This is a genomic window from Brachybacterium sp. GPGPB12, assembly GCF_038396325.1.
In the GTDB taxonomy this organism is placed as follows: Bacteria; Actinomycetota; Actinomycetes; order Actinomycetales; family Dermabacteraceae; genus Brachybacterium; species Brachybacterium conglomeratum.
Map to the genome: position 1 here is coordinate 3,889,086 of NZ_CP149573.1, position 13,049 is coordinate 3,902,134.

At 69.5% G+C, this 13,049-nt stretch carries 13 protein-coding genes and 4 pseudogenes; 5 read left to right on the forward strand and 12 right to left on the reverse strand.

The window, feature by feature from the left end; translation table 11 throughout:
• Positions 1-84 precede the first annotated feature (84 nt).
• Positions 85-384 carry a hypothetical protein gene (locus WKH84_RS22675; protein WP_341855196.1) on the forward strand — a complete coding sequence of 100 codons (300 nt, stop codon included), beginning with the start codon at positions 85-87 and terminating at the stop codon, positions 382-384.
• A gap of 105 nt (positions 385-489) precedes the next feature.
• Here the strand turns inward: WKH84_RS22675 and WKH84_RS22680 are convergent.
• The 4 genes and pseudogenes from WKH84_RS22680 to WKH84_RS22695 form a co-directional block, all read right to left on the reverse strand.
• Positions 490-1,007 (reverse strand): annotated as a pseudogene (locus WKH84_RS22680) (hypothetical protein).
• Between the two features lie 106 nt (positions 1,008-1,113).
• Entirely contained in the window at positions 1,114-1,683 is a 570-nt protein-coding gene (locus WKH84_RS22685; protein WP_341857056.1) for a single-stranded DNA-binding protein, read from the reverse strand.
• Positions 1,684-1,792: 109 nt separating this feature from the next.
• A pseudogene (locus tag WKH84_RS22690) lies at positions 1,793-3,554 on the reverse strand (TraM recognition domain-containing protein); the annotation flags it as partial.
• A complete protein-coding gene (locus WKH84_RS22695) occupies positions 3,551-4,063 on the reverse strand; it encodes a hypothetical protein (protein ID WP_341855197.1) in 513 nt (170 codons plus the stop codon). The pseudogene WKH84_RS22690 and the gene WKH84_RS22695, both read right to left, overlap by 4 nt.
• A gap of 126 nt (positions 4,064-4,189) precedes the next feature.
• Between WKH84_RS22695 and WKH84_RS22700 the strand changes: the two genes are divergently transcribed.
• Positions 4,190-4,555: a metalloregulator ArsR/SmtB family transcription factor gene (locus WKH84_RS22700; RefSeq protein ID WP_197464170.1), complete on the forward strand. Its 366-nt coding sequence runs from the start codon at positions 4,190-4,192 to the stop codon at positions 4,553-4,555.
• Between the two features lie 44 nt (positions 4,556-4,599).
• Positions 4,600-5,829, forward strand: a complete 1,230-nt coding sequence (locus WKH84_RS22705) for an MFS transporter (RefSeq protein ID WP_341855198.1) — start codon at positions 4,600-4,602, stop codon at positions 5,827-5,829.
• 138 nt (positions 5,830-5,967) lie between these two features.
• Here the strand turns inward: WKH84_RS22705 and WKH84_RS22710 are convergent.
• The 3 genes and pseudogenes from WKH84_RS22710 to WKH84_RS22720 form a co-directional block, all read right to left on the reverse strand.
• Positions 5,968-7,466 (reverse strand): annotated as a pseudogene (locus WKH84_RS22710) (ATP-binding protein).
• Positions 7,463-7,909 carry a hypothetical protein gene (locus tag WKH84_RS22715; RefSeq protein ID WP_341855199.1) on the reverse strand — a complete coding sequence of 149 codons (447 nt, stop codon included), beginning with the start codon at positions 7,907-7,909 and terminating at the stop codon, positions 7,463-7,465. The pseudogene WKH84_RS22710 and the gene WKH84_RS22715 overlap by 4 nt, the downstream one beginning before the upstream one ends.
• A gap of 120 nt (positions 7,910-8,029) precedes the next feature.
• On the reverse strand, positions 8,030-8,950 hold the full coding sequence (locus WKH84_RS22720; protein ID WP_341855200.1) for a hypothetical protein: 921 nt from the start codon (positions 8,948-8,950) through the stop codon (positions 8,030-8,032).
• A gap of 67 nt (positions 8,951-9,017) precedes the next feature.
• Between WKH84_RS22720 and WKH84_RS22725 the strand changes: the two genes are divergently transcribed.
• Positions 9,018-9,716 (forward strand): hypothetical protein, encoded by a 699-nt coding sequence (locus WKH84_RS22725; protein WP_341855201.1) that lies wholly within the window; start codon positions 9,018-9,020, stop codon positions 9,714-9,716.
• 6 nt (positions 9,717-9,722) lie between these two features.
• Here WKH84_RS22725 and WKH84_RS22730 read toward each other — a convergent pair whose 3' ends face one another.
• The gene (locus WKH84_RS22730) at positions 9,723-9,890 is read right to left on the reverse strand and encodes a hypothetical protein (protein WP_341855202.1); all 168 of its coding nucleotides are present in this window, start codon (positions 9,888-9,890) and stop codon (positions 9,723-9,725) included.
• A gap of 13 nt (positions 9,891-9,903) precedes the next feature.
• On the opposite strand from WKH84_RS22730, the gene WKH84_RS22735 reads away from it, so the two are divergent.
• On the forward strand, positions 9,904-10,050 hold the full coding sequence (locus WKH84_RS22735; protein WP_341855203.1) for a hypothetical protein: 147 nt from the start codon (positions 9,904-9,906) through the stop codon (positions 10,048-10,050).
• Here the strand turns inward: WKH84_RS22735 and WKH84_RS22740 are convergent.
• The 4 genes and pseudogenes from WKH84_RS22740 to WKH84_RS22755 form a co-directional block, all read right to left on the reverse strand.
• Positions 10,036-10,785: an SCO6880 family protein gene (locus tag WKH84_RS22740; protein WP_341855204.1), complete on the reverse strand. Its 750-nt coding sequence runs from the start codon at positions 10,783-10,785 to the stop codon at positions 10,036-10,038. The genes WKH84_RS22735 and WKH84_RS22740 overlap by 15 nt on opposite strands.
• On the reverse strand, positions 10,782-11,195 hold the full coding sequence (locus WKH84_RS22745) for an SCO6880 family protein (RefSeq protein WP_341855205.1): 414 nt from the start codon (positions 11,193-11,195) through the stop codon (positions 10,782-10,784). The genes WKH84_RS22740 and WKH84_RS22745 overlap by 4 nt, the downstream gene beginning before the upstream one ends.
• 5 nt (positions 11,196-11,200) lie before the next feature.
• A pseudogene (locus WKH84_RS22750) lies at positions 11,201-12,633 on the reverse strand (conjugal transfer protein TrbL).
• 30 nt (positions 12,634-12,663) lie between these two features.
• Positions 12,664-12,990 (reverse strand): DUF6112 family protein, encoded by a 327-nt coding sequence (locus WKH84_RS22755; RefSeq protein WP_341855206.1) that lies wholly within the window; start codon positions 12,988-12,990, stop codon positions 12,664-12,666.
• Between the last annotated feature and the right edge of the window lie 59 nt (positions 12,991-13,049).

Sequence of the window (13,049 nt, forward strand, 5' to 3'; positions counted from 1 at the left end):
GTCCGCGAAGCCCAGGACCATGTCGCAGCACTGCGCAGGCGCCTCGCCGACGCGGCGGGCGAGTATGCACAGGGCCGGATCAGCATGACGATGCTGGCCGATGTCGAGGAACGCCTCAAGCCCGAGATCGAACGTGCCGCGAAAGCCGCCGTTCCCCCGGTCGCCGACAGGCAACTCCTCGCACTGATCCAGACGAAGGATCTGGATGCCGCATGGGAAGCTCTCGACCTGGTCGAGAAGCGCCGCATGCTCAAGATCTTGCTCGACATCCGGATCGAGAAGGCCAAGACCATGGGCGGCCGCTTTGATCCGGCACGGATCAAGATCACTCCTCGGTTCTCGGTTCCCGAGACATATCAATGGAGGCGACCAGAATCGTCCTGACCGCCGCGCCCTGACGGTCAGTCGGCGGTAGGAACGACGCGCCGAGCTCTCGCCCCAGCTCCTGGAGCCGCGAGAGCTCGGCGCTCGTCTGCTGAGCTGCGGTACTCATCGCAGTTCCCCGGTGCGCGGATCGGCGCCTGCGAAGAAGGCGTCCTCGGCGGCGCGGCGTTCGGCGACTCGTGCGGCGACGTACTCGACGAAGTCGGCATCGCGGTCGGCGACGAACACGTCCTCGACCGGGTCGGCGGGGTCCTCGCCGGGCCAGGTCGTCTGCCTGGTTGGCCGGTCGCGGTCCAGGCGGGTACCGGAGGCGGCGACCCATTCGCGCGGCCTGGCGCGGGCGTCGGCGAAGTCGCGATGCCACCCGAACGGGGCACTGCCGTTCTGCTCGGGGTGGTAGGCACACAGCCAGTGCAGATGCAGCGCTGAGAGCTCCCAGACGAGTTCGTCGTGGCGGTGCCAGAACGGTGGGATGACGCTGGCGGGCGGCCGTAGGTGCGGCGTGTCGTCTCGACCCACCGGTTCAGGGCGTACCACTCCTTTTCGAGTTCGTCGGCGCGCAGCAGGTACCAGTTCACTGGGTGCGGCGGGCCGGGGTCCTCCTCGTCCTCGTCTTCGAGCATCCCCTCGTCGTCGAGGTCGAGCTCGTCCTCGGGCGACTCCTCCACGGCGGGCTCACCGGGGGTCTCGTGGTCGCGGTCGTCGGTCATGATCGGGACTCCTCGGTGCTCACAGGCCCATGTCCGGCGACTGCCGGTCGGGCCGGTACTCGGGCGCGGCGAACGCGGCAGGCGTCTGCTGCTGCGCCACCTGCCGTTCCGGTCGCTCGGGAACACCGGAACCGGCGGACTGCTGGGCCGCGTCACGTTCGACGGTGGGTCGCTGGGCCTGTTCGCGGCGCGGGGTGCGGTCGACCTCGTAGGTGGTGCGGGCCATGTCGTGACCGAGCGCGGTCGCGACGAACCGCTGCTTCGTCTCGCCGGTGCTCTTGGACTGGTAGTCCTCCATGCGCCCCTCGGCGATGAAGAAGTCGTTCTTGGCGAGTTGCTTGTAGGCGCGCACGGCGACGCCCTTGTAGGCGACGAGGTCGTGGTAGGTGTTCGGCAGACGGGTGTAGGTGCCGTCGTCCTCGTAGTCCCAATGACGCCGCTCGACCTTCGCGTAGAACGCCGCTTTGCCCTTCTGAGTGGTGCCCAGCGTCGGCTCGGACTTGATGCGTCCCTTGAAGGACTCGCGGACATCCGCGCCCTGCTCGGGCTGGGTCTCGGGGCCGGTTCCTGGGTTCTCGTGCTCGGCCATCGTCCGCTCCTGTCTTCCTGATGCGGCCACCTGTCGTGGCGGCCGTCGTGACAGGCAGGTGCACACGAGCTGTCCCGGACCTACCGAGGCGGGTCGGGGCGGCGCAGCGCGCCTCGATCTCGGCCCGGTCGGTCTTGAGCTGGTCGGCGTCGGCGCGAGCGGGCCAGGCGCGCAGATCGGTGACGATCGGCGGGGCCGCACGCAGCAGGGTCACCGCGGTGCCGAACGGGAGGGTCCGCAACCGGTCGGGCGGGAAGATCGCGACCCTGCGCACGGAGCGCTGGTTCTGGCGAGTGCCGTGATCACCGAGGGTGATCGAGTCGGTGTACTCATCACGTTCACCGATCAACGTGGACAGGTCTTGAAGGTCTTTGCTGTTCGAAGCCCCGCCGAGAAGAATCTTCACGATGGAGGCGTCCCAGATCGCGCCGGCCTGGTTCTCCGACCACTTGTCGCGCGCCTGCGCGAGAGACTGGAGCACGGGCAAACAGGTGATTCCGGTGCCACCGCCCTCGGCCATCAGCGTCGGCAACGACGGCGGCGGGGCGAGGTTGCCGATCTCATCCAACGCCAGCAAGCAGTGGCGGGTCGAGACGGGCTCCGGGTGAGCGTGCCGCGATCCGCCGGGCGGTCTCCACGAGATCCTCCACCAACGCGGCGACCAGTGCTGCGGAGGCTCCGGCTCCAGCACCGGTCGCGAGGAGGAACAGGGTGCCCCGATCACGGATGAACGCTTCGGGGTCGAACTCCTCCCCGGGGCCGGGGCTGACGGCATCGAGCACCCGCGGGTCAGCGAGAGCACCGAGGGCCAGAGAGACGCCCTGCCAGATCGAATCGCGGGTCCTGGGGTCGGCGTCGATCATGGATTCCAGCGAGTCCGCCCACCCCGTGGCCGCGTCCGGGCTGTTGGTGAGGATCGCGACGGCCTCCGCCGCGACCGAGGGGTCCAGGGTCCAGCGGAACAGCTCCGCCGGGGAACGCCCATCAAGAGAGCGGCGTGCGTGCAGCAGAGCCTGCGGCGCAGTCCTCGTCTTGCCTTCCCAGAATCCGCCAGACTCCACCCCGCCGGCAGACAGGCCGGTGGCCGAGGCGAGGCCGGTAGCGCGGATCATCGCGGTGAGAGGGTCGGCGCGACCACGCACGGGCGACCAGCGCATCCCCGCCGGGACGCCCTCGGCCAGGTGCTGGGGGTCGAACACTGCGACCGGGCCGTGCTTCTCTCTCGCGCGCAGGGTCGCGGTGAGGTTGTCCGGGCGGGTGCTGGTGGCGATCACCGCCCCCGGCGCGTCGAGGATCGCGGGGATTACCACGTGCAGGCCCTTGCCGGAGCGGGGTGGTCCGATGAGCAGGATCGAGTCCTCGACGCTGGCCCACACCTCCCGGCCCCGGCACATCCCGAGTCGGTAGCCGACATCCGCCGGGGTCGGCTTGGAGAGAGAGGGTCGCAAGTTCCCGGCGCGGGTGAGCGGCGCCGTAGGTGAGGCGACCGTGGCCACCTCGTGGCGGGTCGCGACTCCGGCGGTTGTGTGCGGGTCGACCTCGGTCTTGCGGGCGTGACGGCGCGCCCGCGTCCACACCCAGCGACCGCCGGCGACCAGCCCGGCCAGCAAGACGACGGTCACGGCCCAGTAGGCGACCGCGCTCATCCCTGGCGCGTCGAGCGCGGCGGCAGGATCACCGGGCCGGAACAGCACCGAGATGCCGGAGGCGGGCCCAGCGGCGGGCTGGTCGGTGCCGGTGAGGAACGCGGCCACCGATCCGGCGCCGCGCAGGATCAGGGCGAGGCCGAACAGTCCGACCAGCCCGATCATCGCGGCGTTGGTCAGCTCGTCGCCGAAGTCGCCGCTCTGGCGGCCCTGCGGGACGCTCATCGCAGCCTGCGCGCCACGACCGTGCCGGAGACGCGCCCGACCAGCAAGCACCTCTCCGGCATCCCCGACCCGTCGCGGATCGAGCGACCCCGTGCAGTGCCGTCGCCGGCCGCGTCGGTGTCGGAGACGAGCACGGTGCAGGCGATGTCCTCCCCGGCGACGAACCCCTCCCCGGTGACCTCGATCAGCGCCGGCACCGCCTTGGGCCGTCTCGTCTTTGGGGCCGGCTCGGGTGCAGGGTCGGCGCGGCGTGGTTGTGCGGCGACGAGTTCGGTGAAGCTCGTGCCGTCGGCCTCGTGCACCTCCACCCGCACCGGCACCGCACGCTCCTGGCTGGCGTGGTCGATGATCTGCGGGAACGCGGCCCGCGACCACGGCCGCTGGTCGTCGTCGGGCGGATACACGGTGCCGTCGATCATCACGGTCATCGACCCGTCGGCGTGGATATCGAGGATCACGGTGCGCATCGACACCGGCACCGGCTCAGGGAGATTCGCATGTCGTCTCATGCCGGCCAGGTGCACAATCCCGTACCCGCACCGTTCATCCTGGTCGCTGCTGGCGCAGCCGCCGGGCCTCGTCCAGCACACGACGGCAGGGTTCCCTCACCCATACGCCGCTGTTAGTATCTGCGTATGGATGCAGATAAGCAGATGTGCGGCATGGATCCCGCGTCGGAATACGTCGATCTCGCCGCGGAGGTCTTGGGACTGTTGTCCGATCCGACGCGGATCAGGATCGTGCTGGCCCTGCGCCAGGCCGACGAGTTGCCGGTGAACGCGCTGGCGGAACTGGTCGGGAAGAAGCCCTCGGGGGTGTCGCAGCATCTGGCCCGACTACGGATGGCGCGGATGGTCACGACCCGGCAGGAGGGCACGAGCGTGCTCTACCGCCTCACCGACGAACACGCGGTCGCCCTGGTGGTCGAGGCGATCAAGCAGGCCGAGCACGCGGTCGCGAACGGGCAGATCCCGCCCCACCACCACGCACCCCGGCAGTAGTAGCCCGTTCGTCGCACAAACTCTCGTTCGTTAGGCCTCGTCTCATGCTTGCTGTCCTGCGCAATCCCACCTACGCGAAACTGTTCAGCGCGCAGGTCATCGCGCCGCTGGGCACGGGCCTGCTCACCGTCGCGCTCGGACTGCTCGCCTTCGAAATCGCCGGCGGCGACGCCGGCGTGGTGATGGGTGTGGCGATGACGATCAAGATGGTGGCCTACGTCGCCGTCTCCCCCCTCACGACGGCACTCACCACCCGTCTCAAGAGAAAGCCACTACTCATCGGGACCGATCTCATCCGGGCTGGGGTCGCGCTCTCGGCGCCGTTCGTGACCGAGGTGTGGCAGATCTATGTGCTGATCTTCCTGTTGCAGTCCGCATCGGCGACGTTCACGCCCGCGTTTCAGGCCGTGATCCCGTCCGTGCTCCCGGACGAGGGACAGTACACACGTGCCCTGTCGCTGTCGCGGCTCGCCTACGACTTGGAGTCGCTGGTGAGCCCGATGCTCGCCGCCGCCTTACTGACGGTCGTCAGCTTCCACAATCTCTTCGCTGGCACCGTGGTCGGGTTCCTTGCCTCTGCGACCCTGGTGCTTGTCTCCCGCTTTCCTCGCTTCGAGGCTCCCGCTCCGGCGCCGTTCTTCGATCGCCTCACCCGCGGCGCCCGTGCGTTCTGGGCCAGCCGGGAGCCGCAGGGCCTGATGGCGCTGAACCTCGTCGTGGCGACGACCACGGCGATGGTGATCGTCAACACCACTGTCCTCGTCCTGGGCGATCTGGGCCGCACCCAGTCCGATGCTGCGCTCCTGCTCGCCGCCTACGGAGGCGGCTCCATGATCGTGGCCCTGACCATGCCCAAGCTCTTGGAAGCCGTCTCGGACCGGCGAGTCATGCTCACCGGCGGCATCGCCCTGCCCGTCCTTCTCCTGGCCGGAGCCGGGGTGCTCGCCTGGACCGATGGCACGCCCCAGTGGGTCGGGCCGCTGAGCGTGTGGGCGCTGATGGGGGCGGCAACCTCCACGATCCTCACCCCCTCCGCCAGGCCGCTGCGGCGAGGCGGCACGGAAGAGAATCGGGCCGCGGTGTTCGCCGCGCAGTTCTCCCTGTCCCACGCCTGCTTCCTCATCACGTACCCCCTCGCCGGTGTTCTCGGCGCCGCTATCGGCCTTCCCGCCGTGGCTCTCGTCCTCGTCGGTATCGGCATTCTCGGCGCGGTCCTCGCCACCACTGCTTGGAGCGCTACGTCCCGCACTCTCGTGCAAGCTCACAAGCGATGAGCACAGGGAGCGCTCATGCCCTCCACGACCGCTTCGACAAAGATCGATCCGATCGCTCGTACGGTTGCATCTGTAACGAACATGCGACCCCACAGTCAAGGTCAGAACGTCTGGAGATCCGCGGAATCACGCGGATTCTTACCCTACGCGGGGTTGGTTTTTTCCGGGATCGGACATGCGGCTGGTGGTGTCGAAGAGCTCGTACTCGGCCGGGTGGAGCTGGTGCTGGACGACGAAGGAGCGTTCCTTGATCCGCCACAGCCCTTGTCCGGTGCCCAGCGTCGGCAGCAGCTCGCGCTCGGTGCCGGTCAGTCCAAGGGTCTTCGCGGTCGTGCCCAGCTGGTCGGATTCCTGCCGGTAGATGATGCGGGACTCCGCATTGGCGAGCAGGGAGTTCGCGAGCGAGCGCATGGCCGAGCCCTGGTCGCCGACGTTTTCCAGGTCGGTGAGCTTGTGGAAGATGAGCATGTTGCTGATCCCGTACGCCCTCGCCAGCCGCCAGTGCGCATCCATGCGCTTGAGCAACGCGGGTTCGGACATGAGGCGCCAGGCTTCGTCGTAGATGCACCAGCGGCGCCCGCCGTTCGGGTCCAGCGGCGCCGATTCCATCCACGCGCTGGAGCACGTCATCAACACCGACACCAGCGTGGAGTTCTCGGTGACTCGCGACAGGTCCAGGGACACCATCGGCAGGGTCGGGTCGAACACCTCCGTCGACGGGCCGTCGAACAGGCCGGAGAGGTCCCCAGCCACCAGTCGTCGCAGCGCGTGTCCGACCATGCGGCCGTCCTCGGCCAGCCGCCCGTCAGGGTCGTGGGAGGGAGACAGGAGGTGGTCGACGATCATCGGCAGGATCGGCACCTCGTTCTCCCGTACCGTTTCGGCGAGGGCGGTGTCGATCGCGGTGTGCTCCAGCGGCGACATGGGCCTGGCCAGCACGGTCTCGGTGAGCGCGCCGATCAGGTCGCGGCGGCGGGAGGCGACCGTCGTCTCCCACTCCGCATCGCTGAGCCCGGAGGGGCGGTAGCCCTCGTCGAGGGGGTTGAGGCGGGTGGGCAGGCCGTGGCCGAGCTGGATCGCCCGCCCGCCGACGGCGCGGGCGATCTCAGTGTGCTCGCCTTTCGGGTCACCGGGAACGTAGACCCGCCGCCCGAACGGCAGGTCGCGCGTGTACAGGCTCTTGGCGAGGGAGGATTTGCCGGCGCCGACGATCCCTGCGACCACGACGTTCGGGGCGGTGATGACCCCGGTCTGATACAGCACCCACGGGTCGTAGACGAACGAGCCCCCGGAGTAGAGGTCCTGGCCGACGAACACGCCCGCCGAGCCCAGGCCGCCCTCGGCGAGGAACGGGTACTGGGCCGACAGGGTCGCGGAGGTGTCCTGGTGGCGGGGCGACCGGAACCGGCCCGGCGTCCGCAACGTTTGCTTGCCGGGCTCCCCGGCGGCGGGCAAATACCGAGTGGCCTTGCGCTCGGCCCGCTCGACCTCGGCCTTGGCTTTCGCTTCCGCGACCTCGCGGCGACGCCGCTCGGCCTGCAACCGGGCCGCGGCCTGGCGGCGTCGCTTGCGCGCCGTCGCCGCTCGGTGGCCGGGGCGACCAGCACGGAGGTATGTAGGCGTTCCTTCTCGCTCACAGTCCCAACCCCCGCCCCTGACCTCTGCTGGACCCGGCGGGGTGCGGGTCGAACCACGACCCTGCCGGTCGCGCGACCCGCGCCTGCCTCCCCGCGCGCAGGGAACGCCGCGTCGTGTGCTTCGGAACGGTGGTGGGGTGTTCGATGGCGGTGACGGCACCGGTCAGGCGGGTCGTGGTCTCCTCCAGTGCGGTGCCGGCCTGATGGAGCTCGTCACCGATCTGCGACCCGGTATCCCGTGCGAGGGCCGGGGCGCCGGGGAGGGTGTGGGCGACGGCGATCCGGTCGATCGCCTCCCGCATCGCCGTGGCCGCATCGCGCAGGTCGCCCAGCAGTGTGGCGGTGCCGGGACCCGTGGCCTGCAGTTCACTGTCCGCGGCGAGGTGGCGCAGGTTGCGGGCGGCCTCGGTGGCGAACGCGGCGGGATAGTAGACGGCGGACATGATGGCCTCCCAGGCACGAGAACGACGGGGATGTGGTGCAGGTGCACCCCACCCGCCCGGTCACGGACATGCCGGTGCCGCCGACCCCACAGGGCGGCGGCACCACGGGAGGTAGTCGGGTCAGAGGCCGAGGCCGCGGTCACGCTTGACCGCCGCGACGCCCGGATGCTCGAACCAGGACCCCTCGCTCACCGGCCCACGCCCGGCGGCACTGCCCGCTTCTCGTCCGGTGGCGCGTACCCCGCGATCAGAGAGCGCCGCAGCGGCGACACCCGCCGCGCCCATCGCAGTCCCGGCCGAGGCGGCACCGCCGGCACTGCCCATGTCGGGGTCCATGGTCGGTGCGGGGGTGTCGGTGTCGAGGCTGTCCTCGGGCGCGATCTGGTGGTGGCGGTAGAGGGCGACGTGGCCGAGGTCCGGGTTGTAGGTCAGCGTGTACTCTCCCGTGCGTGCTTCCTTGTCCAGCGCCCCGATCGGTGGGGTGTCGTAGACGTAGCCGTTGAGCATGGCCGCGTCCGTGGTCTCCTCGCCGTAGTCGAAGCCGGCCAGGTGCTCGATCGCGGCGTCCGGGCCGTCACAGTCGATCAGCCACAGCACCGCATCGGCTTCACCGCCCTGGAGGAAGACGATGTTCACCCACCGCGACACCGGCCCCTGAACCCTGGTCATCTCCGTCTCGGCGGGTGCGGGCGGGGCGGGGTGCCAGGCGATGCGACCGGCGACCTGCGAGGCACGGTTAAGCCCCTCCTCGACACGGTCCAGGGCGGCGGCGGCCTCGGAGAGCTCCCCGGCGGCCAGGCGGGCATCACGGATACCGGCGGCGGGGTCTCCGGCATCGTCGAAGGCGCGCCCGTCATGGCGGGCGTGGCGGGTGGCGAGTCGCTGGATCGACTGCTGCATCGAGCGCACCCCGGCCAGCAGGTCCCCAATCACCCCGTAGGCGTCCTCGGGGTGGGTGAAGTCGCGGCTGGCGTGCGCCAGGCCGCGCGGCGCCTGCGATGCCTCCTCGGCGTCGGCGACGGGATCGTAGAATGTAGGCACGGTTCCTCCCCTTGACTGTGGTGATCGAGAGGTACGCATTCAGAGCACGAACCAGCCGGAGGAGCACATGAGCGGTGAGGATAGGGCCAGCGATCAGCTCGCAGCGAGGCACACTCAGACCCTGCGACTGTTCAAACGCCGAGCGGAAGAGCTCTTCTCGTGCGAGCTCGCACGTCGTGACGATGCGATGAACCTGGGGCAACAGCCGCACATGAACTTCGTTGTCGATCAAGCCACAGGCCAGTCGTCTCTGGCAGGCATTCGCCAGGTCATTCCTCCCAAAGAGCAGGTGGCTTACGCACTCACACTGATCCGTCCACTCACGCTCACGAAGAAGGGCGACCGGCTCGCATGGGTAACGGTTCTTGCCGCGTTGGAGTACTTTCGGCCGGCGGACGCCACCAATGTCTCTGAGCATTTGACACAGTTGCGTGAGAACTGGGCGCAGTACCCGCCTCGCCGAATGCGGATTATGCAGGCCCCGATCGACCCAGAAGCGGCCGGGGTTCGTGTCAATGCCTGGGACAACGAGATCGCACGTATGTTCCTCTACGGTGACCTCGTCCATGGCGATGACAACGCCGAATTGCTGGACGCGCTCGGAGATGATCAGGTTGTCTTCTCCGCCGGTGCGATGGCGTCGGACGGCTTCATGTTGGTGAACAACACGTATCAGGTCATGCACTGGCTCCGACCAGATATCGCCCCAAACGACGCGCACTTCTCCCAACTCCTAGCACAGGAGAAGCCCCCGAAGGACAACTGAGCCGGCTCATACGGGCCGGGTCAGGGGCAAGGCCGCGGCTGTGAACGCGGCGGCCTGCTGGCCGACGAGGCGGCGGGTTTCGCAGGAGGCCTGGATGGCGGCCTGCTCGACCGCGGCGACCGCGGCGTCCAGTTCCTCGATGGTGGGCGCCGAGACGGCGACCAGACCGGTCACGCGCAAGCACGCCGTGCCCGGCGGTGAGGTCAGCTTCCTGCTGGAGCACGTCGGTGTATTCGGCGGTCTGGGCGGCGTCCTCGATCTGTCCGATCCGGCGGCGCGCGCGGCATCGGAGATGTGCTCGACCTTCTTCTTGCGGATGTCACGGGCGACCTGATCGGTGCGGCGGGGTGTAGAGCAGCGACAGGGATCGCCCGATCCCTGAGGAGAGCACCAGCGGGGCGAGGAACCCCGGATACACCATCGAGCGGGGCCACTCGCTGATCCAGAGCACGACGTGGTAGCCGGTATCGGTGCGCGACCTCGTCCAGGTCTCGGTCACCGCGACCGGGCCGGCGGTGGCCAGCGACTGGCCGATCTCCCCGTGCCGCTCCAGGGTCGCGGCGACGGCCGGGTCGTAGGCGCCGCGCAGGATCACGGCGATCTGCCCCGGGCTCAGCCACCCGGCAGGGGTCAGGTCCGCCGAGCGCGGCGCCGCGGTCAGTGTGCTCATCTCCTGGCGCGACACCGCGGCCGCGCCCCGCGACCCGCCGCCGGCGGTCCGGATCTGCCGGGCCGCCGTCTTCATATCCAGGCTGAGGCTGATCGTGGTGGCGTGACGCTCCCCGGCGGGCCCGGCGCGCTCGATCAGCTCGGCATACGTCCTCGATGCGAAGGAGTCGTCCTGGTCGCCGTGGGCGGCCCACCATTCGGCCAGGCCCGTGCCCGAGTCCGGCAGGGTGCGCTCCAGCACCTGCACGGTCGCGATCCGCCCGGACCGGCAGACGCTGGCCAGCACCCGCCCCCAGGAGGAGACCCGGCGGGCCTGCTCGCCGGGATCGAGGAGCACGAACGCGGGATGGCGGATCTCGCACACCACCGTCAGCGTCGCCTGGTGAGGGTCGTGGATCATGCCCGCCCCGCTCTGCGGGTCGACGTGCTCGCGCGCGGCCGCGCCATGTCACCGGGCGCCGCGAGCGTGCCCGCCGGCCTCGGAGCGACGATGCGGCGCCGGTAGGCCAACTGTCCGCCGGTGGTCCGCCACAGCCACCAGGCGGCCACGGGCACCCATTCCACGACCGGGCGCCCGGCGACGGGCATCCAGGTCAGCACGATCGAGGACACCCAGATCGGGGCGGTGTAGGCGATGAGCATCCCGCCGGCGTAGAACGCGCCCACCAGGGACAGCACTCCGACGGCGAGGGTCGCCAGCTGGGTCGCGGACAATCCCAGCAAGATGCCGCGGCGAGTCAATCTGCTGAATTTCACCGGCACCAGGTCGGTGCCCGTACGCGCTTCTTCGGCGCTGTGCTTGTTGCTCACGAGGATCACTCCTTCCCACCGGTCGGCGGCTTACTGGGCCCGTCGTCGGGCTTCGGGCCGGTCGGCAGGTTCGGTCGCGGGGTCTCGCGCGGCGGTGCCTGCGCGCCCGGCCCACTCCCACCGCTCTCACCGTTCCCGCTGGTGTTGGTGTTGCCGGTGTTCTGGTTGGCGCCGTCGGTGGCGGCCTCGGCCTGGGCGCCGATCTGCTTGCCGGCCTCGGGGCCGGCCGTCGCGGCCTTCTTCGCGACCTCCGCGCCGATGACCACCGCCGCGACCGGTCCCGCGGCGGCTCCCGCACCGGCCGCCGAACCGCCGGCGCCCGCACCGCCCGCACCTGCTCCGGCATCTGCTCCGCCGCCTGGTGGTGGCGGCGTGCCCCCACCGCCGCCGCCACCGCCGGGTGGGTTTCCGCCTCCGGGTGGGGGCGGTTCGTCACCCCCGCCCCCACCTCCTCCGCCGCCGTTGCCGTTGGTGTCGAGGATCTTCTTCGGGCCTTCGCCTTGCGGTGTGCCGGGCACCGGGACGGGTCGGTTCATGGCGTTCTTGGCTTCTTGTTCCGATCCCATGGTGTTGTAGAGGTCGAAGCCGAGGAACGCGATGACCCGGTAGACCATGTAGGGGGCGAAGGCGGCGATCGCGAGCATGACGATGCCGGTGATTGGCTCGGTGATCGCCGTCAGGTCCGCCTCGATGGGGGTTGCCATCTGGGTGATCGCGATGAGGAACACCACCACGAGCACCAGCTTGGAGATGATGAGGGCGAGTACGAACGCCGCCCACTTCCCGATCCACCCGCGGGTGGCATCCCACGCCGCACCAGCGAACGCGAGCGGGGCGAGCACGATCGCGATCAGCGCAGAGCCTTGCGGATCAGCAGCGAGAACCACACGATCGCGACCGCGGCGACCATGAGCCCGCCGAGGAAGATCGTCACGATCGCCCCGACACCGGGGGCGGAGATGTTGATGGCGGTCAGTCCGGCGGCCAGCAGGATGATCTTGTCGCCCATCGTGGCCGTGGTCTCGCCGGCGGCTTGGATGATCCCGATGGTCAACTGGTCGGTGATCTCCAGCGCGAGCGCGGCCAGGGTGATGACCACGAAGGAGCCGAGCACGGCCTTGCCGGCCCCGAGGGCGGCGCGGGACAGCGCGGTGGGGTCGCGGCGGATCAGGCCGAGGATGAGCTGGAAGCAGAAGAAGATCAGCACGATGAACACGCCGATCCCGAACAGCAGGTTGTACACCGACACGTACCCCTCTTGGGTGACGTCGACCAGCGTGGTCGTGTCAAACACTGTCCACATGGCCTCGATCAGCCAGCCCGCCGCCCCGCCGACGGCCTGCGCGAACCAGTCGAACGGGGCGGCGATCAGCGACGCGGCCGCTTCACCGGCGGAGTCGCAGACCGTGGAGATGACGGGAACATCGCACAGCGCCATCACAGACCTCCCTCACACAGATAGGCGGGTTCAGACGGCCTGGCCGACGCCCCAGAAGAAATTGATCAGCGTGACCGCGGCACCGCAGATCACCGCCGCACCGCAGGAGATCAAGACGCCGATCTTGCCGCGGCCGGCCAGGTGGGGGTTGCTGGAGTTGGAGCCGAAGCCCCACACGATCGCCGAGACGATCAGCGCGAGGACGGACAGGATGAGGCCGACGGTCATGACGGCACCGACGATGGTGCGCGGCTGGTCGATGCCGGGCGACCCCGAGTCGTTGGGGTCGATGTCGATCTGCATCGGGAGCATCGCCAAGCGGGCGAGGGTCCAGGTGGCGAGGGTCGTGATGGTCATGGCAGGGCGCTCCTTCGACAGATGAGACAGAGGTGTTCTCTCGACCAGGTGCACCCGAC

Excerpts from the sequence above, each read along its gene's own strand:
- WKH84_RS22675 (WP_341855196.1), top strand. The coding sequence starts at position 85 with ATGACGATGCTGGCCGATGTCGAGGAACGCCTCAAGCCCGAGATCGAA.
- WKH84_RS22685 (WP_341857056.1), bottom strand. The coding sequence starts at position 1,683 with ATGGCCGAGCACGAGAACCCAGGAACCGGCCCCGAGACCCAGCCCGAG.
- WKH84_RS22695 (WP_341855197.1), bottom strand. The coding sequence starts at position 4,063 with ATGAGACGACATGCGAATCTCCCTGAGCCGGTGCCGGTGTCGATGCGC.
- WKH84_RS22700 (WP_197464170.1), top strand. The coding sequence starts at position 4,190 with ATGGATGCAGATAAGCAGATGTGCGGCATGGATCCCGCGTCGGAATAC.
- WKH84_RS22705 (WP_341855198.1), top strand. The coding sequence starts at position 4,600 with ATGCTTGCTGTCCTGCGCAATCCCACCTACGCGAAACTGTTCAGCGCG.
- WKH84_RS22715 (WP_341855199.1), bottom strand. The coding sequence starts at position 7,909 with ATGTCCGCCGTCTACTATCCCGCCGCGTTCGCCACCGAGGCCGCCCGC.
- WKH84_RS22725 (WP_341855201.1), top strand. The coding sequence starts at position 9,018 with ATGAGCGGTGAGGATAGGGCCAGCGATCAGCTCGCAGCGAGGCACACT.
- WKH84_RS22740 (WP_341855204.1), bottom strand. The coding sequence starts at position 10,785 with ATGATCCACGACCCTCACCAGGCGACGCTGACGGTGGTGTGCGAGATC.
- WKH84_RS22755 (WP_341855206.1), bottom strand. The coding sequence starts at position 12,990 with ATGACCATCACGACCCTCGCCACCTGGACCCTCGCCCGCTTGGCGATG.